The following is a 19,983-nucleotide window of genomic DNA, read 5'->3' on the forward strand; positions in this document are numbered from 1 at the left end:
TACGCACCACCGTACTAAATTTCTTCCGCGACCCACAAGGAGACAACATGTCCGCTCAGCCCGACAACCTGTTCGGCGCCGCCGCCAATGACGCCGATACGCAGGAAACCCGAGAGTGGCTCGACGCCCTCTCCGCCGTGATTGCCTCCGAGGGTCGGGAGCGCGGTCACTTCCTCCTCGAGCAGCTGCTCGAACAGGCGCGCCAGGAAGGCATCGACATGCCCTTCAGCGCCACCACCGGCTACGTCAACACCATCGAGCCGGAAGACGAAGAGCGTTGCCCCGGTGACCTCGAAGTGGAAGAGCGCCTGCGCGCGTACATGCGCTGGAACGCCATGGCGATGGTGGTGAAGGCCAACCGCCTGCACCCCGAGGACGGCGGCGACCTCGGCGGCCACATCAGCTCCTTCGCCTCGCTGGCCACGATGCTGGGCGCGGGCTTCAACCACTTCTGGCACGCCGAGAGCGAGAACCACGGCGGCGACTGCCTCTACATCCAGGGCCACAGCGCCCCCGGCATCTACGCCCGCGCCTTCATGGAAGGCCGCATCAGCGAAGAGCAGCTGCTGAACTTCCGCCAGGAAGTGGACGGCAAGGGCCTCTCCAGCTACCCGCACCCGAAGCTGATGCCCGAGTTCTGGCAGTTCCCGACGGTGTCGATGGGCCTGGGCCCCTTGATGGCGATCTACCAGGCGCGCTTCCTGAAGTACCTGCACGCCCGCGGCATTGCCGACACCAGCAACCGCAAGGTCTGGGCCTTCCTCGGCGACGGCGAGATGGACGAAGTGGAGTCGCTGGGCGCCATCGGCGTGGCCGTGCGCGAGAAGCTGGACAACCTGATCTTCGTCGTCAACTGCAACCTGCAGCGCCTGGACGGCCCGGTGCGCGGCAACGGCAAGATCATCCAGGAGCTGGAAGGCGAGTTCCGCGGCGCCGGCTGGAACGTCATCAAGCTGATCTGGGGCAGCTACTGGGACCCGCTGCTGGCCCGCGACAAGGACGGCAGCCTGCGCAAGGTGATGATGGACGTCCTGGATGGCGACTACCAGGCCATGAAGGCCAACGATGGCGCCTTCGTCCGCAAGCACTTCTTCGGCCGCGATCCCAAGCTGCTGGAAATGGTCGCCAAGATGAGCGACGAGGACATCTGGCGCCTGAACCGCGGCGGCCATGATCCGCAGAAGGTCTACGCCGCCTTCCACAAGGCCGCCAACACCAAGGGCCAGCCCACGGTGCTGCTGGTGAAGACCGTCAAGGGCTTCGGCATGGGCAAGGCGGGCGAGGGCAAGAACATCGCCCACCAGGCCAAGAAGCTGGCGGACGACGACATCCGCGCCTTCCGCGACCGCTTCAACATCCCGATCCCGGACGAGAAGCTGGACGAGATCCCCTTCTACAAGCCGGAAGAGAACACGCCGGAGATGCAGTACCTGCACGCCCGCCGCAAGGCGCTGGGCGGCTACCTGCCCCATCGCCGCGCCAAGGCCGAAGAGCAGCTGAAGGTGCCGGCGCTGGACGTGTTCAAGGCCGTCACGGACCCGACGGCCGAAGGCCGCGAGATCTCCACGACGCAGGCCTACGTGCGCTTCCTCACCACGCTGCTGCGTGACAAGGAGCTCGGCCCGCGCGCGGTGCCCATCCTGGTCGACGAGGCCCGCACCTTCGGCATGGAAGGCCTGTTCCGGCAGATCGGCATCTACAACCACGAAGGCCAGAAGTACACCCCGCAGGACCGCGACCAGGTTTCCTACTACAAGGAAGACCAGAACGGCCAGATCCTGCAGGAAGGCATCAACGAGGCGGGCGGCATGGCCAGCTGGGTGGCGGCGGCGACGAGCTACAGCACCAGCAACCGCATCATGATCCCGTTCTACATCTACTACTCGATGTTCGGGCTGCAGCGCGTGGGCGACCTGTGCTGGGCCGCCGGCGACATGCAGGCGCGCGGCTTCCTGCTGGGCGGCACGTCGGGCCGCACGACGCTGAACGGCGAAGGCCTGCAGCACGAGGACGGCCACAGCCACATCCTGGCGGGCACCATCCCCAACTGCGTGAGCTACGACCCGACCTTCGCGCACGAAGTGGCGGTCATCATGCAGGACGGCCTGAAGCGCATGGTGGAGAAGCAGGAGAACGTCTTCTACTACATCACGCTGCTGAACGAGAACTACCCCATGCCCGGCCTGCAGCCCGGCACCGAGGAGCAGATCGTCAAGGGCATGTACCTGTTCAAGCAGGGCGGCAAGGGCAAGAAGCGCGTGCAGCTGCTCGGCTCCGGCACCATCCTGCGCGAAGCGCTGGCGGCCCAGGAGCTGCTGGACAAGGACTGGGGCGTGCAGGCCGACGTGTGGAGCTGCCCCAGCTTCAACGAACTGGGCCGCGACGGCCAGGACTGCGATCGCTGGAACATGCTGCACCCGGACGCGACGCCGCGCGTGCCCTTCGTCGCCCAGCAGCTCGAGAAGAGCGAAGGCCCGGTGATTGCCTCCACCGACTACATCAAGCAGTATGTCGAGCAGATCCGCGCCTTCGTGCCGAAGGGCCGCTCGTACAAGGTGCTGGGCACCGACGGCTTCGGCCGCAGCGACTTCCGCAGCAAGCTGCGCGAACACTTCGAGGTGAACCGCCACTACATTGCAGTGGCTGCGCTCAAGTCGCTGGCCGACGAAGGCGCGGTGCCGGCCGCCAAGGTCAGCGAGGCGATCAAGCGCTACGGCATCAAGGCCGACAAGATCAACCCGCTGTACGCCTGACGTCCTTCCACCCACAACAAGAAGGCTCCCGCGCGCGCGGGGGCCGAGGAGAACAAGAAACATGGCACTCGTCGAAGTGAAGGTCCCCGACATCGGGGACTTCAAGGAAGTCGCCGTCATCGAACTGCTCGTGAAGCCGGGCGACACCATCAAGCCGGAACAGTCCCTGCTGACGGTGGAAAGCGACAAGGCCTCCATGGAGATCCCGTCGTCCACCGGCGGCGTGGTGAAGGAACTGCGGGTCAAGCTCGGGGACAAGGTCGCCGAAGGCTCCGTCATCGCCGTGGTGGAAGCCGCGGCGTCGGCGCAGGCCGCCGCCCCTGCGCCCGCGCAGGCTGCCGCTCCGGCGCCCGCGCCGGCCGCTGCCGCTCCCGCGCCTGCCGCGGCTCCGGCCGCAGGCGGCCGCGTCGAAGTCCGTGTCCCCGACATCGGCGACTTCAAGGACGTCGCCGTCATCGAGGTGCTGGTCAAGCCCGGCGACGCGGTGAAGGTGGAGCAGTCGCTCATCACCGTGGAGTCCGACAAGGCCTCGATGGAGATCCCGTCGTCCGCGGCCGGCACGCTCAAGGAGCTGAAGGTCAAGATCGGCGACAAGATCAACATCGGTGACCTGATCGCCGTGGTCGAAGGCGCGGGCGGCGCGGCCGCTCCCGCGCCGGCACCCGCACAGGCTGCCGCGGCCGCGCCGGCACCGGCACAAGCCACGGCGCCCGCGCCGGTCCCCGCGCACATCCCGCCGACGGCCTCGCTGCCGCCGCACGAGCCCGCCGCGGCCACCGGCACGCTGCCGCATGCATCGCCGTCCGTGCGGAAGTTCGCCCGCGAGCTCGGCGTGCCGCTGGAGGAATTGAAGGGCACCGGCCCCAAGGGCCGCATCACGCAGGAAGACGTGCAGGCGTTCACCAAGGCCGTGATGGCTGGTGATACGCGCACCAAGGCCGCGTCCGCCAAGGCGCCCTCCGGTGGTGGCGGCGAAGGCCTGGGCCTGATCCCCTGGCCCAAGGTCGACTTCGCCAAGTTCGGCCCGATCGAGCGCAAGGAACGCCCGCGCATCAAGAAGATCAGCGCGCAGAACCTGCACCGCAACTGGGTGATGATCCCGCACGTCACGAACCACGACGACGCCGACATCACCGAGCTGGAAGCCTTCCGCGTGGCGACCAACAAGGAGAACGAGAAGAGCGGCATCAAGGTCACGATGCTGGGCTTCCTCATCAAGGCCTGCGTGGCCGCGCTGAAGAAATTCCCCGAGTTCAACAGCTCGCTCGACGGCGACGAACTGGTGCTCAAGAACTACTGGCACATCGGCTTCGCGGCCGACACGCCGAACGGCCTGGTGGTGCCCGTCATCAAGGACGCCGACAAGAAGGGCGTGCTCGCGATCAGCCAGGAAATGGCCGAGCTCGCGAAGAAGGCGCGCGACGGCAAGCTCAGCCCTGCGGACATGTCCGGCGCCACTTTCACGATTTCTTCGCTCGGCGGTATCGGTGGCAGGTACTTCACCCCGATCATCAACGCGCCGGAAGTCGCTATCCTTGGCGTCTGCAAGTCCCAGACCGAACCGGTCTGGGATGGCAAGCAGTTCCAGCCAAGGCTGATGCTGCCGCTTTCGCTGTCGTGGGATCACCGGGTCATCGACGGCGCCGCAGCGGCGCGCTTCAACGCCTTCCTGGGGCAGATCCTGGCGGACTTCCGCCGCGTACTCCTCTAGAAGAACAACGTCGATGACAACAGTAGTGGTGGTGAAGAAAGCCGGGCAGATCGCGATCGCAGCGGACACGCTGGTGACCTTCGGTGATACCCGCCTGGCGCACCGCTTCGAGGACAACACGAAGATCTTCCGCGTCGAAACCGACGACGGCCCGAGCTACATCGGCATGGCCGGCACGGTGGCGCACTTCCCCGTGCTGCGCAAGGCGATGGGCTCCATGCCGCGCGAGATCCTCAAGCTCGGAAGCAAGGACGAGGTCTTCGATACCTTCACGAAGCTGCACCCCTACCTCAAGGACAACTTCTTCCTGCAGACCAAGGAAGAGGACAGCGACCCTTACGAGTCCAGCCAGTTCAGCGTGGTGATCGCCAACGCGAGCGGCATCTACGGCCTGTACAGCTACCGCGAGGTGTTCGAGTTCAAGGAGTTCTGGGGCATCGGCTCGGGCCGCAGCTTCGCGCTGGGCGCCATGCATGCTGCCTACGCCAAGGCCAAGACCGCGCGCGAAGTCGCGGAGGCGGGCATCGCGGCGGGCTGCGAGTTCGACCGCAACTCCGAACTGCCCTGCGACCTCTTCACAGTCAAATCGAAAGAAAAATAATGGCCTCCGTGACGGAAGTGAAAGTCCCCGACATCGGCGACTTCAAGGAAGTGGCCGTGATCGAGGTGCTGGTGAAGCCCGGCGACACGGTCAAGCTCGAGCAGTCCCTGGTCACCGTCGAGAGCGACAAGGCCTCGATGGAGATTCCTTCGACCCACGCCGGCGTGGTCAAGGAGATGAAGGTCAAGGTCGGCGACAAGGTGGCTGAAGGCACCGTGCTGCTGACCGTTGAAGCAACGGCTGGTGCTGCCGCACCGGCGCCGGCTCCCGCCCCTGCCAAGGCCGCCGCGCCCGCGCCGGCTGCTGCCGGTCCGGCCCCTGTCGCGTCCAGCTATGCCGGCGGCGCCGACCTGGAATGCGACATGCTGGTGCTGGGCGCCGGCCCCGGCGGCTACTCGGCCGCTTTCCGTGCCGCCGACCTCGGCATGAAGACGGTGCTGGTGGAGCGCTATGCCACGCTGGGCGGCGTCTGCCTCAATGTCGGCTGCATCCCGTCCAAGGCGCTGCTGCACGTCGCGGCGGTGATGGACGAAGTGAACCACTTCGCGGACCTGGGCGTCTCCTACGGCAAGCCCACCGTCGACCGTGCCAAGCTGAAGGCGCACAAGGACAAGGTCACCGGCAAGCTGACCGGCGGCCTGGCCATGATGGCGAAGATGCGCAAGGTCACGGTCGTGCGCGGCATCGGCACCTTCCTCGACCCGCACCACCTGCAGGTCGAGGAGACCAGCGGCGACGGCAAGGACACCACGGGCAAGAAGCAGACGATCAGGTTCAAGAACGCGATCATCGCGGCCGGGTCGCAGGCCGTGTCGCTGCCCTTCATGCCCAAGGACCCGCGCGTGGTGGATTCCACCGGCGCGCTGGACCTGGCGACCGACCCGAAGCGCATGCTGATCCTGGGCGGCGGCATCATCGGCCTGGAGATGGGCACGGTGTACTCCACGCTGGGCGCGCGCCTGGACGTGGTGGAAATGCTGGACGGCCTGATGCAGGGCGCGGACCGCGACCTGGTGCGCGTGTGGCAGAAGATGAACGCCCCGCGCTTCGACAACATCATGCTGAAGACCAAGACCGTCGGCGCGGAAGCGACGAAGGACGGCATCCTGGTCAGGTTCGAAGGCGAACAGGCGCCCAGGGAACCGCAGGTCTACGACCTGGTGCTGCAGGCCGTGGGCCGCACGCCCAACGGCAAGAAGATAGGCGCCGAGAAGGCCGGCGTGACGGTGACCGACCGCGGCTTCATCCCGGTGGACATCCAGATGCGCACCAACGTGCCGCACATCTTCGCCATCGGCGACATCGTCGGCCAGCCCATGCTGGCCCACAAGGCGGTGCACGAGGCGCACGTGGCGGCCGAAGTGGCGGCGGGCGAAATGCTCGGAGACGACGCCTTGCGTCGCGGCGCCTTCAACGCGCGCGTGATCCCGAGCGTGGCCTACACCGACCCCGAGGTCGCGTGGGTGGGCCTCACCGAGGACCAGGCCAAGGCGCAGGGCATCGCCGTGAAGAAGGGCCACTTCCCGTGGTCCGCTTCCGGCCGCGCGATCGCCAACACGCGCGACGAAGGCTTCACCAAGCTGCTGTTCGACGCCAATACCCACCGCATCGTGGGCGGCGGCATCGTCGGCACGCATGCCGGGGACCTGATCAGCGAGGTGGCGCTGGCCATCGAGATGGGCGCCGACGAGATCGACATCGGCAAGACCATCCACCCGCACCCGACGCTGGGCGAAAGCGTCGGCATGGCCGCGGAAATCGCGCACGGCACCTGCACGGACGTGCCGCCGCCGAGGAAGTAGTCAGCGACAGGCCAGCGGCAGGAACTTCTTCGGCACGCTGGTCTGGTTGGTGCCCTCCGCCGTCATCTTGCCCGGCGGGGCGGCGGTGCCGCACAGCCACGTCACCGGCACGATCGGCGCACCTTCCACCACGGCCGGCCGCAGGGTCAGGACGAGCCCCTGCAGCGCCTGGTGCGCGTGGTTGCCGAAGCGGATGTTGATGGCGCCATCGGTCACGCTGACCGACAGCACGCGCTGGTTCACGATCTTTTCCGGGGGCGGCAGGCCCGCTGCGGCGTTGTCGGCCGGCAGCGGCGTGCCGGCGCGCCAGGCGGCTTCGATGGCGGGCTTGGCGATCTCCGCGAGCGACAGGGCTTCCGTCACCTGGTCACGCACCAGCCGGTCGATGTAGCTGGGCATGGTCGCCAGCATCAGGATCACGAGCACGGCGAGTGCCACCATCAACTCGATCAGCGTGAAACCGCGGCGCCCCTTCTTCATGCAGGCGATTATGGCGGCCGCGCGCAGGGCGGCCGGGGCGGCCTTATTGCGCCTGGACTGCGGCGGCGGTCGCCGCCGGGGCGGGCGCAGCCGGCGGCTGGCCGGTGAGCACGCGGCGCGCGCCGTCGAAGCGCGCCTTCCAGTAGGACACGCCCATGTCCTCCACGCGCACCTGCGCGCCGGGCTTGGGCGAGTGGATGAACTTGCCGTCGCCGACGTAGATGCCCACGTGGCTGAAGGCGTGCTTCATGGTGTTGAAGAACACCAGGTCGCCGGGCTGGAGATCCTGGCGGTCGATCTTCTGGGTGGCCGCGGCCTGCTCGTTGGCGCGGCGCGGCAGGATGAGGCCCACCGTCTGTTCGTACATGGCTTTCACGAAGCCGCTGCAGTCGAAACCGGTGCTGGCATTGCTGCCGCCGCGCCGGTAGGGCACGCCCAGAAAGCCCATCGCGTTCACGACGAGTTCCGAGGTCTTGCTCGCCACGTTGCTGGAAGCTTCGGACACCTTGTCGCCGACGCTGGCCCGGACTTCGTCGAGGCGCTGGACGAACTTCTTTTCCGCCATGAAGCGGCCGACATCGTCTTCGGCGGATGCCGGCGGCGCCGCGTGGGCGCCCGCGGCAGCCGCGAGCAGGATCAAGCTCAGCCATTCCTTCATGGAGGCCGAGGTTATCCGCCGGGCAAGCCCGAAGTCAAATGAAGAAAGCATTCCAAGTTCTTGATTTGTATCGAAATCGTTCGAAGCCACCGGTGGGCGCCGAGGAAGAGAACAATGGCGGGTTACACCCTGTTCCCGATTTCGACCATGTCGCAGCACCCGATCTGTCGCCGGATAGCCACACATTGCGTGGCGCTGATTGTCGCAGCTTTCCTGGCAAATCCTTCCATTGCCCAAGTACCGCGCCCGGAAACCCTGGCGAGCGGCCTGGAACATCCGTGGGCGGTGGTATTCCTGCCCCAAGGGCGCTTCCTGGTGACGGAGCGTGCCGGGCGCATGCGCATCATCGAAGCCGATGGCAAGGTCGGGGCACCGATCGCCGGCGTGCCGGACGTGGTGGCGCGCGGGCAGGGCGGGCTGCTGGATGTGGCGCTCGACTCCGGCTTCGCCCGCAATCGCACGCTCTATTTCTGCTATTCGGAGGCGGGGCAGGGCGGCAGCGGCACTGCGCTGGCGAGCGCCCAACTCGCTGAAGATGGGCGCCGGCTGGAGGACGTGAAGGTGATCTTGCGCCAGCGGCCCAAGGAGTCCGGCAACCTGCAATACGGCTGCCGCATCGCGGAGGCGCCGGACGGCCACCTGTTCCTGGCCTTGGGCGAGCGCTTCTATCCGAAGGAGAAGGCGCAGACCCTGGACAACACCTTGGGCAAGGTGGTGCGCATCGCCAAGGACGGCAGCGTGCCGAAGGACAACCCGTTCGCCAGCCGCGCCGGCGCATTGGCTGAGACCTGGACCTACGGGCACCGCAATCCGCAAGGCCTGGCGTTCGGGCCGGACGGGGCGTTATGGGAGATCGAGCACGGGCCGCAGGGCGGCGACGAGATCAACATCCTGCAGGCCGGGCGCAACTATGGCTGGCCGGTCATCACGTACGGCGAGAACTACGGCGGCGGCAAGATCGGCGAGGGCATCACGCACAAGGAAGGCATGGAGCAGCCGCTGCACTACTGGGTGCCCTCGATCGCGCCATCGGGCATGGCCTTCCTTACCAGCGACCGCTATGGCCCGGAGTGGAAGGGCAACCTGTTCGTGGGCTCGCTGAAGTTCCAGTTCCTGGATCGCATCGAACTCGCCGGCGGCAAGGTCGTGCGCGAACAGAAACTGCTGCAAGGCATCGGCCGCCTGCGCGACGTGCGGCAGGGGCCGGATGGCTTGCTCTATGTGCTGACGGACGAAGACAACGGGAAGCTGGTGCGGCTCACGCCTTGACCAATCCCTTGCGCACGGCGTACCGCGTCAGGCTCGCGATGTCGTTCAAGCGCAGCCGCTCCATGATCCGTGCGCGGTGCACGTCCACGGTCTTCGGGCTCAGGCCGAGTTCGAAGGCGATTTCCTTGGCGGACTTGCCTTGGGCGATCAGGGTCAGGATCTCGACCTGCCGCACGGTGAGTTCATCGTCCACCGTGGGTTCGGAAGGTTGCAGCAGGCGCTGGGCGACCGCGGCGCTGAAATAGCTGCCGGTGGCCATCACGCTGCGCAAGGCCTGCTCCAGCTCGAAGGGCGGCGCGTCCTTCATCAGGTAGCCGCAGGCGCCGTTGGCGACCGCGCGCTTGACGAAGTCCACCGTGTCGTACATCGACAGCACGATCACGCGCACTTCGGGATGGCGGTTGTGGATCTCGGCGATCGCGGTGATGCCGTCCATGCCGGGCATGGAGATGTCGGTCATCACCACGTCGGGCTGCACGGTTTCCAGCAGCGCCAGCAGTTCGTTGCCGTTGCGCGCTTCGGCGATCACTTCCACGCCTTCCACGGTCGACAGCAGCGCCTTGATGCCGGAGCGGACCAGGTCGTGGTCGTCGGCGAGGACGACGCGAATGGCGCCGCCCGGATGGCTGGTGTTCTGGATCATGTTCTACCCCCTCGACTCTTCTCTTTCATTGTCTAGACGACGGCCCGCACGGCAACCCCGCGGCCCGGCGCGGTGCGGATGTGCAGCCGCCCGCCGGCCAGCTCGGTCCGTTCGATCATGCCGTAAAGGCCGATGTTCCTTTCGCTCTGCTGCCCGTTCAGCACCTCGGCCTTCTCGAAGCCGCGGCCGTCATCGAGCACCAGCACGCTGATGCGCTTGCCCGGCAGGAAGCGCAGCCGGACGCGTACCCGCGAAGCCTGCGCGTGGCGCACGCAGTTCGTCAACGCCTCCTGCACCAGCCGCACCGCCACGGCGGCGTTCTCTTCCAGCGTCTTCGGCTCTTCGCCACGCGTGGTCACTTCCCAGTCCAGCCCGGCCGGCTCCGCGATGCGCTGCATCGCCGACTGCACGGCCGGCACCAGCCCGAGCAGGTCCAGCTGCGCCGGCCGCAGCGAGAACGACAGCGTCTTCAGCTGCTGCAGCGCGCCGTTGACCAGTTCGGTCGCCGTCGCGCTGTGCTTGCGAGATGCCACCGGCTCCGGCGCGCGCTCCGCCGCATGCAGGTGGATCACCACCGCCGTCAGCGTCTGCCCGAGCTGGTCGTGCAGCTCGCGCGAGATCAGCGAGCGTTCCCGCTCCTGCGCCAGCACGAAGCGCGCGGACAGCTCCTTCAGGCGCGCGTAGGCGGCCTGCAATTCGGCGTCCAGCTTTTCCTTTTCCTGTGCACGCCGCCGTTCCTCCAGCACCCGGCCGATGATCTGCGGCAGCGTCCCCAGCTTGTCCTTGGTCAGGTAGTCCTTGGCGCCGCAACGCAGCACGTGGACCGCCGCCTCCTCGCCGATGGCGCGCGTCAGCACGATCAGCGGGATGGAGCTGCGCCGCGTCACCAGGATCTGCAGCGCGGCATACGGCGAGAAGCGGGGCAGGTTGAAGTCGCACAGGATGACGTCGTAGCCGCCGGCCAGCGCCTCGACGAAGCTGGCGGCGTTGTCCACGCGATGCAGCTCGTAGCTGCGCGACGGATCCGCCCGCTCGAGGGCGATGCTCATGAGCTCGACGTCGTCCGGGTTGTCCTCGACGCACAAGACACGGATCGGTCGAAGATCGGAAACGGCGCGACTGGACATGGGGAGCGGCGCAGAGTTTACCGTCGCGCTGACCATGGACTGCTTAGGCGAGTTCCCTAACACCTTGCGCCTGGGCTCGGGTGCATCGGATCTGGTCGACCAGGTAATCCACCACGCGTTCGAACGGATCGAAGCCGAAGGCCTCGGCCACCGAGGGCCGCAGGTTCGAATTGGCGTTGACGTCGTAGAACACCCGGCGGCCGTCGGGCGTCTCCAGGTATTCGATGCCGCCCACGTCCAGACGAGCGGCGCGGACGATGCGCTTGGCCGTCTCGACCGCCTCCCGCGGAACCTCGGGATAAGGATAGAACTCCACGGGTGGCGCTTCCACCTGTTGCGCCGGCACTTCGCAGATGCCGTCGCCGTCGTCGGGGTTGCACACCGGCGAAGGGCACAGGTTGAAGCGGCCGTGCGTCTTCACGCGCATGGCGTACAGCAACTCGCCCCCCAGGAACTCCAGGCGGACGATGCCCTGCGCGGGGTCGTGCGGCAGGAATTCCTGCAACAGGAACAGGTTGTCGGGTTGCCAGATGGACGGGTCGGCGCGGAAGATGCGGTCCACCTCGTCGAGCGACTCCACCACCTGGATGCGCGCGCCGCTGCCGCCCTGGTCGGGCTTGAGCATGGCCGGGAAGGTGATGCCGGCCGCCTGGGCGCGCAGCGCCTGCGGGTCATTGAAGGTGACGGAGCGCGGCGTGGCGATGCCCAGCGTGTGCAGCAGCGTGGCCTGCACGCTCTTGCTCAGTTCCAGTGAGAAGACGTCGGCGCCGTTGAGCACTCGGGCGCCCAGTTGCTCCAGCGTGCGCATGTAGGCCAGCGCGAAGGGCACGGCGCGGGTGTTGCCGCGCAGGTAGGCGCTGGGGCTGGCCTGGTTGAAGTACAGGGGCGCCCGCGGCGCGTCCACGTTGTTGAAGGCGGCATGCGTGACGTCGAAGGCCTCGAAGGCGACGCCGCGTCGCTGCAGGGCGGCGAACAGCGGCTTCTGCCACTCGGGGTGCTCGTGCAGGACGACGAGGTCGGGGCGGGAATTCATCCCGTGATGGTACCGGGCTGCCTGTGCCCCCCGCGGGGCAGGGAATAATCGCGGCAAAGGAAAACGCATGCTGCTGGACGCCGAAGATTGCCAACTCGTGCTGGTCGATTACCAGCAACGCCTGATGCCCGCCATCCACGAAGGGGACTTCGTGCTGGCCAATGCCGTGCGGCTGGCCCGGCTCGCCGGACTGCTCGAGGTCCCGTTGTGGGCCACGGAGGAGAACGCGAAATCGCTGGGTCCCACGGTGGAGCCGCTGGCTCCGCTGGTGGCTGGCCGCATCGTGCAGAAGATCGACTTCGACGGCAGCGGCGCGCTGCTGCCGCGCCTGAAACCCGCACCGCGCCAGGGCGGCAACGCGCGCAGCCTGCCCAAGCACCTGCAGAAAGCCGCGCCGCCCCCGGGCCGCGAGTGCGTGGTCATCGCCGGCTGCGAAGCCCATGTGTGCCTGCTGCAGACGGCGCTGGGGCTGCTGGAAGAGGAGCTGGACGTGTGGGTGGTGACGGACGCCTGCAGCTCGCGCACCGAGCGCAACCGCGACGCGGCCTTCGACCGCCTGGCCGCTGCCGGCGCGGAGCTGGTCACCACGGAAATGGTGGCCTTCGAATGGCTGCGGGGCGCGGATCATCCCCAATTCAAGGAAGTCCTGAGCCTGATCAAATAGGCGCGGGCGGTGCGTCAGGCTGCGGCAAGGCGCGTGCCCACAATGGGCGCGCAGACCCGAGGAGACCAAGCCGATGCCGTCGTACGCCGACTTCCACCGCCGCTCGCTGCAGGACCGCGAGAATTTCTGGGCCGAGCAGGCCCGCCTGATCGACTGGCAGGTGCCGCCGCAGCAGGCCTGCGACAACAGCAAGCCGCCGTTCGCGCGCTGGTTCGCCGGCGGCACGACCAACCTGTGCCACAACGCGGTGGACCGGCACCTGAAGGACCGGGCGGAGCAGGCGGCCCTGATCTACGTCTCCACCGAGACCAACCAGGAACGCGTCTACAGCTTCCGCGAACTGCACCGCGAGGTGCAGAAGATGGCGGCGGTGCTGGCTTCGCTGGGCGCAGGGAAGGGCGATCGCGTCCTGATCTACATGCCGATGATCCCCGAGGCCGTGTTCGCCATGCTGGCTTGCGCGCGCATCGGCGCCATCCACTCCGTGGTGTTCGGCGGCTTTGCGTCGGTGTCGCTGGCCACTCGCATCGAGGACGCGGAACCGAAGGTGATCGTCAGCGCCGATGCCGGTTCGCGCGGCGGCAAGGTGGTGCCCTACAAGCCGCTGCTGGACGAGGCCGTCCGCCTTTCCAGCTACCAGCCGCAGGCCGTGCTGCTGGTCGACCGCGGCCTCGCGCCCATGGAGAAGGTGCCGGGGCGCGACCACGACTGGGCCACGCTGGCGGACCAGCACGCGCGTTCCGAAGTGCCTTGTACCTGGCTGGACGCCGCCGACATCAGCTACACCATCTACACCAGCGGCACGACCGGCCGCCCCAAGGGCGTGCAGCGCGATGTCGGCGGCTACGCGGTGGCGCTGGCCGCGAGCATGAAGCACATCTTCCTGGCCAAGGCGGGCGAGACCTACTTCTCCACCAGTGACATCGGCTGGGTCGTGGGCCACAGCTACATCGTCTACGGGCCGCTGATCGCCGGCATGGCGACCATCCTGTACGAAGGCCTGCCGGTCCGGCCCGATGCCGGCATCTGGTGGAGCCTGGTGGAGAAATACAAGGTCACCTCGATGTTCAGCGCGCCCACCGCGGTGCGCGTGCTGAAGAAGCAGGACCCGGCCTTCCTGAAGAAGTACAACCTGTCCAGCCTGAAGGCCCTGTTCCTGGCTGGCGAGCCGCTGGACGAGCCCACCGCACGCTGGATCAGCGACGGCCTGGGCGTGCCCGTCATCGACAACTACTGGCAGACCGAAAGCGGCTGGCCGATCCTGACCATCGCCAACGGCGTGGAGCCGCAGGCCAGCAAGTTCGGCAGCCCGGGCCTGCCGATGTACGGCTACGACGTCCGGCTGGTGCACGAGTCCACCGGCGAGGAGCTGAAGGAGCCGGGCCAGAAGGGCGTGGTCGTCATCGCCGGGCCGACGCCGCCCGGCTTCATGCAGACCGTCTGGCGCGACGACGGGCGCTATGTGGACACCTATTGGAAAAGCATCCCGGGGCAGGAGGTGTACAGCACCTTCGACTGGGGCATCCGCGATGCCGACGGCTACTACTACATCCTGGGCCGCACCGACGACGTGATCAACGTGGCTGGGCACCGCCTGGGCACGCGCGAGATCGAGGAGAGCATCTCCTCGCACCCGAACGTGGCGGAAGTCGCCGTCGTCGGCGTGGCCGATGCCTTGAAGGGGCAGGTGGCCATGGCCTTCTGCGTGCCGCGGGACGCTTCCGGCCTCGTGGACGAAGCCGCGAAGCTGAAGCTGGAAGGCGAGATCATGAAGGTGGTCGACGAGCAGCTGGGCGCCGTCGCCCGGCCGGCCCGCGTGCGCTTCGTGACGCTGCTGCCCAAGACGCGCAGCGGCAAGCTGCTGCGCCGCGCCATCCAGGCCGTGTGCGAAGGCCGGGACGCCGGCGACCTGACGACCATCGAGGATCCCTCGGCCTTGCAGCAGATCAAGGATTTGTTGAAGCCCGCGGGAGAGTGAGGCTGAATTGCTACAAAACGTAGCATTGGTGCTGGCGCACGAACAGGCTTTCCGGTAACACTGAGTTGCATAGACAACCAGAGCGAAGAGGGGTCCACCGTGAAAGGCCTGTTCGCGCCCGTGGTGGCGCTGATGGCGCGCTTGCGCTTCCGTTCGAAGTTCGTCGTCTGCGGCGGCATCACCGCGGCCCTGCTGCTGTGGCTGGGCATCACCCAGGCGGAGCGCCTGGGCGAGCGCATCCACATGATCGAGTCCGAGCGCAGCGCCGTGGCGCTGATGGCGACGCTGGTCGAGTGGAACAAGGTGCTGATCGAGAGCCGCCGCATCGTCATCATGGCGCCACCAGGCGACGAGTCCGTGCGCCAGCGGCTGCAGGCGCAGGCAGTGGTCATCGAGAAGGTGCTGGTGCGCATCGAGGCGCAGGTCGCGGCGGCCAGGCCGATGTACGACATGGGTCCGGAAACCAAGGCCATGCGCCAGGGCTGGGAAGACTTGCAGAAGAAGCTGGCGGCGCTGCCCCTGGACCGCGAGTTTTCCGCCAAGGGCTTCGTCGCCCACGCGCCGGAGTACGCGCGCCTGTACGCCTACATGCGTGACCTGGGCAACCGCTCGAAGATGGCGCTGGATCCGGACCTGGACCTGTTCTACCTGGGCTTCCCGCTGGCGAACAACTCGCCCAGCACCGCCGGCATCATCGTGCGGATCATGGCCTACGCCACCATGAACGTGTCGCGCGGCGAGATCCGCCCCGCCGACAAGGTGTTCTACGAGGTCACGCAGGCCCGCCTGGACGACACCTTCACGGGCGTCGAGACCATGCTGAAGCAGTCGATGGCGGTGAGCCCTGTGGTGCAGGAGCGCCTCTCGGCCAGCTTCGACAAGCTGAAGGCAAGCTCCAAGGACATGGTGGGCTTCATCCGCCGGAACTTCACCGAGGCGGAAGCCATCCAGGCCACGCAACAGCAGGTGCAGGAGGCGTCGGCCGCCGCCGTCGCCGCATCGTGGGACCTGGTGGAAGCCAACCGCTCCCTGATGGACCAGTTGCTGCAGGAGCGCAGCGCGTCCGCGACGTTCAAGCGCAACGCGCTGGTGGCCACGCTGGCCGCAGCCATGCTGCTGTCGGTCTACCTGTTCCTGGGCATGTACTACGCGATGCAGGCCGGCGTGCAGGCCGCCGAGGGCGCGGCCCGCTCGCTGGCGCGTGGCGAGTTGGGACGCGTGCCGGCCGCGGCCTCGCGCGACGAGCTGGGCGCGCTGGTGGAGGAACTGCGGCGAGCCGATGACGCGCTGGGCGCGATGATCGCGCGGGTGCGCGCTGCCTCGGGCTCGTTGCTGGGAGGCACCGACGAGATCGCCAATGGCAATGCCGACCTGTCGCAGCGCACCGAGGAGCAGGCCAGCACGCTGGAGGAGACCGCAGCCTCGGTGGAGGAGCTCACCAGCACCGTCAAGCAGAACGCCGAGAACGCGACGCAGGCCAACCTGCTGGCGCAGTCGGCGTCGGACGTGGCCACCCGCGGCGGCGCCGTGGTGGGCGAGGTGGTGGAGACCATGGAGTCCATCCATGCCGCTTCGCGCAAGATCGTCGACATCATCGGCGTGATCGACGGCATCGCCTTCCAGACCAATATCCTGGCGCTCAATGCAGCCGTCGAAGCGGCCCGGGCCGGGGAGCAGGGCCGCGGTTTCGCGGTGGTGGCCGCGGAGGTGCGCAGCCTGGCGCAGCGCTCCGCGGCTGCGGCCAAGGAGATCAAGGGGCTGATCGACGACTCGGTCGGCAAGGTCGCGGCCGGTAGCGCGCTGGTCACCCGCGCCGGCCAGACCATGGACGAAGTGGTGGTCGGCATCCGGGACGTCACGTCCATCATGGCGGAGATCGCGGCGGCCAGCACCGAGCAGACCACCGGCATCCAGCAGGTCAACCAGGCCATCAGTCAGATGGATTCGGTCACGCAACAGAACGCCGCGCTGGTGGAGGAGGCCTCGGCCGCCGCCCAGTCCATGCGCGAGCAGGCCGGCCGGCTGGCGGAGGCCGTGGCCATGTTCAAGCTGCATGGACGCGAGGAAACCCGGGAAGCGCGCGAGGCGATCGCGCAGGCGCGCAACAGCAGCCGCGGCGCCGCGCGCCTGGGCCTGCACCCCGTTCCCGTCGTGGCCGCGCCACGGGCTGTCCCACAAAAGGCCCAAGCCGGCGCGGACTGGAAGGAGTTTTGACGCGCTGAAACGGGGATTCCACCCCCGCCCCCATGGAAACCCTGATTCGGTGGCATACTCCGCACCGCAACCAGGGCCCTTCCCCCACAGTCGCATCCGCCAACCGGTTCAGCCGTGTCGCGGAAGGTATACCAACCAGCTCCATGCTTCCCGGAGGGAAGCGGAAAGTAGCGCAGAGGATGAGCGACCAAAGCTCCGTCTACACGGCCTTCAACGGCAATTCTTATCTTTTTGGCGGCAACGCTCCGTACGTCGAGGAGATGTACGAGAACTACCTCGCCAACCCGGGCAGCGTGCCCGACATCTGGCGTGAATACTTCGACGCCCTGCAGAACGTTCCTGCCGTCGACGGCAGCAACGCCAAGGACGTCCCCCACCTTCCCGTCGTCAACGCCTTCGCCGAGCGCGCCAAGGCCGGTGGCACGAAGGTCGTGGTCGCCGCCGGTGGCGACCTCGAACTGGCCCGCAAGGGCACGGCCGTCCAGCAGCTGATCGCCGCCTACCGCAACGTCGGCGCCCGCTGGGCCGACCTGGACCCGCTCAAGCGCGACGTCCGCGAGAACATCCCCGAGCTGGAGCCGTCCTTCTACGGCTTCAAGGACGCCGACCAGGAAGCGGTGTTCAACACCAGCAACACCTTCTTCGGCAAGGAGAGCATGCCGCTGCGCGAGCTGCTCAACGCGCTGCGCGAGACGTACTGCGGCACCATCGGCGCCGAGTTCATGTACATCAGCGACCAGAACCGCAAGCGCTGGTGGCAGCAGAAGCTGGAAGCGATCCGCTCCAAGCCGAGCTTCAACGCCGAAAAGAAACGCCACATCCTCGACCGCCTGACCGCGGCCGAAGGCCTGGAGCGCTTCCTCCACACCAAGTACGTCGGCCAGAAGCGCTTCTCGCTGGAAGGCGGCGAGAGCTTCATCGCCTCGATGGACGAACTGATCCAGCGCGCCGGCGAAAAGGGCGTGCAGGAAATCGTGATCGGCATGGCGCACCGCGGCCGCCTGAACGTGCTGGTGAACACCCTGGGCAAGATGCCCAAGGACCTGTTCGCCGAGTTCGACCACAGCGCCCCCGAGGAACTGCCCGCCGGTGACGTGAAGTACCACCAGGGCTTCAGCTCCGACGTCACCACCCCCGGCGGCCCGGTGCACCTGTCGCTGGCCTTCAACCCCTCGCACCTGGAAATCGTGAACCCGGTGGTCGAGGGGTCCGTGCGTGCGCGCATGGACCGCCGCGCCGACGAACTGGGCAAGCAGGTGCTGCCCGTGCTGGTGCACGGCGACGCCGCCATCGCCGGCCAGGGCGTGGTGCAGGAGACGCTGGCGCTGGCCGAAACCCGTGGCTACTACACGGGCGGCACGGTGCACATCGTCATCAACAACCAGATCGGCTTCACCACTTCCGACCCGCGCGACGCCCGCTCCACGCTGTACTGCACCGACATCGTCAAGATGATCGAGTGCCCGGTGCTGCACGTGAACGGCGACGACCCGGAAGCCGTGGTGCTCGCGACGCAGCTGGCGCTCGAGTACCGCATGGAGTTCAACAAGGATGTCGTCGTCGACATCGTGTGCTTCCGCAAGCTGGGCCACAACGAGCAGGACACCCCCGCGCTGACCCAGCCGCTGATGTACAAGAAGATCGCGGCCCACCCCGGCACGCGCCGCCTGTACGCCGACAAGCTGTCCGCGCAGGGCATGGGCGCGACGCTGGGCGACGACATGGTCAAGGCCTACCGCGCCGCCATGGACGCCGGCAAGCACACCGTCGACCCCGTGCTGTCCAACTTCAAGAGCAAGTACGCCGTCGACTGGGCGCCGTACCTGAACAAGAAGTGGACCGACAGCGCCGACACGGCCATCCCGCTGGCCGAGTGGAAGCGCCTGGCCGAGCGCATCACCACCGTGCCCGGGGACTTCGGCGTGCACCCGCTGGTGAAGAAGGTGCTGGAAGACCGCGCCACCATGGGCCGCGGCGAAGCCAACATCGACTGGGGCATGGGCGAGCACATGGCCTTCGCCTCGCTGGTCGCCTCCGGCTACCCGGTGCGCCTGTCCGGCGAAGACGTCGGCCGCGGCACCTTCGTGCACCGCCACGCCGTGCTGCACGACCAGAGCCGCGAGAAGTGGGACGTCGGCACGTACATCCCGCTGCAGCACGTCGCCGAGAACCAGGCCCCGTTCACCTGCATCGACTCCATCCTGTCGGAAGAGGCGGTGCTGGGCTTCGAATACGGCTACGCCTCGAACGACCCGCACACGCTGGTGATCTGGGAAGCGCAGTTCGGCGATTTCGCCAACGGCGCCCAGGTGGTCATCGACCAGTTCATCGCCTCCGGCGAAGTGAAGTGGGGCCGCGTCAACGGCATCACGCTGATGCTGCCGCACGGCTACGAAGGCCAGGGCCCCGAGCACAGCTCGGCCCGCCTGGAGCGCTTCATGCAACTGTCGGCCGACACCAACATGCAGGTGGTGCAGCCGACGACGGCCAGCCAGATCTTCCACGTGCTGCGCCGCCAGATGATCCGTCCGCTGCGGAAGCCTCTGGTGATCATGACGCCGAAGTCGCTGCTGCGGAACAAGGACGCGACCTCGCCGCTGTCCGAGTTCACCAAGGGTGGCTTCCAGACGGTGATCCCGGACAACAAGGACCTGAAGGCCGACAAGGTCAAGCGCCTGGTCATGTGCTCGGGCAAGGTCTACTACGACCTGGCCAAGAAGCGCGAGGAGAAGGGCATCGACGACGTGGCGATCATCCGCGTCGAGCAGCTGTACCCCTTCCCGCACAAGGCCTTCGCCGCGGAACTGAAGAAGTACCCGAACGTGACGGACCTCGTGTGGTGCCAGGACGAGCCGCAGAACCAGGGCGCCTGGTTCTTCGTGCAGCACAACATCCACGAGAACATGGTCGAAGGCCAGAAGCTGGGCTACGCCGGCCGCGCGGCCTCCGCGTCGCCCGCCGCGGGCTACTCGCACCTGCACGTGGAGCAGCAGAAGGCGCTGGTCGATGGGGCCTTCGCCAAGCTCAAGGGCTTCGTTCTTACCAAATAA

The 19,983-nt window shown here is 67.3% G+C and carries 14 protein-coding genes; 9 read left to right on the plus strand and 5 right to left on the minus strand.

All coding sequences use genetic code 11. The features are described from left to right. Window positions 1-47 precede the first annotated feature (47 nt). From aceE to lpdA, 4 genes are all read left to right on the plus strand, one after another. Window positions 48-2,753, plus strand: coding sequence for a pyruvate dehydrogenase (acetyl-transferring), homodimeric type (gene aceE / locus HHL11_RS30545; protein ID WP_169422413.1), 2,706 nt, complete (start codon window positions 48-50; stop codon window positions 2,751-2,753). 61 nt (window positions 2,754-2,814) lie between these two features. Then, window positions 2,815-4,464, plus strand: a complete 1,650-nt coding sequence (gene aceF, locus HHL11_RS30550; RefSeq protein WP_169422414.1) for a dihydrolipoyllysine-residue acetyltransferase — start codon at window positions 2,815-2,817, stop codon at window positions 4,462-4,464. Window positions 4,465-4,477: 13 nt separating this feature from the next. Further along, window positions 4,478-5,065: an Ntn hydrolase family protein gene (locus HHL11_RS30555; RefSeq protein WP_169422415.1), complete on the plus strand. Its 588-nt coding sequence runs from the start codon at window positions 4,478-4,480 to the stop codon at window positions 5,063-5,065. Continuing rightward, window positions 5,065-6,867, plus strand: a complete 1,803-nt coding sequence (lpdA, locus tag HHL11_RS30560; protein WP_169422416.1) for a dihydrolipoyl dehydrogenase — start codon at window positions 5,065-5,067, stop codon at window positions 6,865-6,867. Before HHL11_RS30555 ends, lpdA begins: the two co-directional genes overlap by 1 nt. Here the strand turns inward: lpdA and HHL11_RS30565 are convergent, their stop codons facing one another. Then, the gene (locus tag HHL11_RS30565) at window positions 6,868-7,347 is read right to left on the minus strand and encodes a pilin (RefSeq protein ID WP_169422669.1); all 480 of its coding nucleotides are present in this window, start codon (window positions 7,345-7,347) and stop codon (window positions 6,868-6,870) included. It lies immediately after the preceding gene. A gap of 43 nt (window positions 7,348-7,390) precedes the next feature. Continuing rightward, window positions 7,391-8,005: a C40 family peptidase gene (locus HHL11_RS30570; RefSeq protein ID WP_169422417.1), complete on the minus strand. Its 615-nt coding sequence runs from the start codon at window positions 8,003-8,005 to the stop codon at window positions 7,391-7,393. Between the two features lie 147 nt (window positions 8,006-8,152). On the opposite strand from HHL11_RS30570, the gene HHL11_RS30575 reads away from it, so the two are divergent. Then, entirely contained in the window at window positions 8,153-9,274 is a 1,122-nt protein-coding gene (locus HHL11_RS30575) for a PQQ-dependent sugar dehydrogenase (RefSeq protein WP_169422670.1), read from the plus strand. On the opposite strand, the gene HHL11_RS30580 is transcribed toward HHL11_RS30575, so the two are convergent. The 3 genes from HHL11_RS30580 to HHL11_RS30590 are packed head-to-tail and all read right to left on the minus strand — an operon-like array spanning window position 9,264 to window position 12,077. Continuing rightward, a complete protein-coding gene (locus HHL11_RS30580; RefSeq protein WP_169422418.1) occupies window positions 9,264-9,917 on the minus strand; it encodes a response regulator transcription factor in 654 nt (217 codons plus the stop codon). The two genes, HHL11_RS30575 and HHL11_RS30580, sit on opposite strands and share 11 nt — an antisense overlap. A gap of 32 nt (window positions 9,918-9,949) precedes the next feature. Beyond that, window positions 9,950-11,044 carry an ATP-binding response regulator gene (locus HHL11_RS30585; protein WP_169422419.1) on the minus strand — a complete coding sequence of 365 codons (1,095 nt, stop codon included), beginning with the start codon at window positions 11,042-11,044 and terminating at the stop codon, window positions 9,950-9,952. A 43-nt stretch (window positions 11,045-11,087) separates the two neighbouring features. Next, window positions 11,088-12,077 (minus strand): ATP-grasp domain-containing protein, encoded by a 990-nt coding sequence (locus tag HHL11_RS30590; RefSeq protein WP_169422420.1) that lies wholly within the window; start codon window positions 12,075-12,077, stop codon window positions 11,088-11,090. 67 nt (window positions 12,078-12,144) lie between these two features. On the opposite strand from HHL11_RS30590, the gene HHL11_RS30595 reads away from it, so the two are divergent. From HHL11_RS30595 to HHL11_RS30610, 4 genes are all read left to right on the plus strand, one after another. Continuing rightward, complete coding sequence (locus HHL11_RS30595; protein ID WP_169422421.1) at window positions 12,145-12,741, plus strand: isochorismatase family protein; 597 nt, start codon at window positions 12,145-12,147, stop codon at window positions 12,739-12,741. Window positions 12,742-12,814: 73 nt separating this feature from the next. Further along, the gene (locus tag HHL11_RS30600) at window positions 12,815-14,719 is read left to right on the plus strand and encodes a propionate--CoA ligase (protein ID WP_169422422.1); all 1,905 of its coding nucleotides are present in this window, start codon (window positions 12,815-12,817) and stop codon (window positions 14,717-14,719) included. 99 nt (window positions 14,720-14,818) lie between these two features. After that, window positions 14,819-16,933, plus strand: coding sequence for a methyl-accepting chemotaxis protein (locus HHL11_RS34775; RefSeq protein ID WP_342593301.1), 2,115 nt, complete (start codon window positions 14,819-14,821; stop codon window positions 16,931-16,933). Window positions 16,934-17,112: 179 nt separating this feature from the next. Beyond that, a complete protein-coding gene (locus tag HHL11_RS30610; protein ID WP_169422423.1) occupies window positions 17,113-19,983 on the plus strand; it encodes a 2-oxoglutarate dehydrogenase E1 component in 2,871 nt (956 codons plus the stop codon).

The sequence above is a fragment of the Ramlibacter agri genome (assembly GCF_012927085.1).
Taxonomy (GTDB): Bacteria; Pseudomonadota; Gammaproteobacteria; order Burkholderiales; family Burkholderiaceae_C; genus Ramlibacter; species Ramlibacter agri.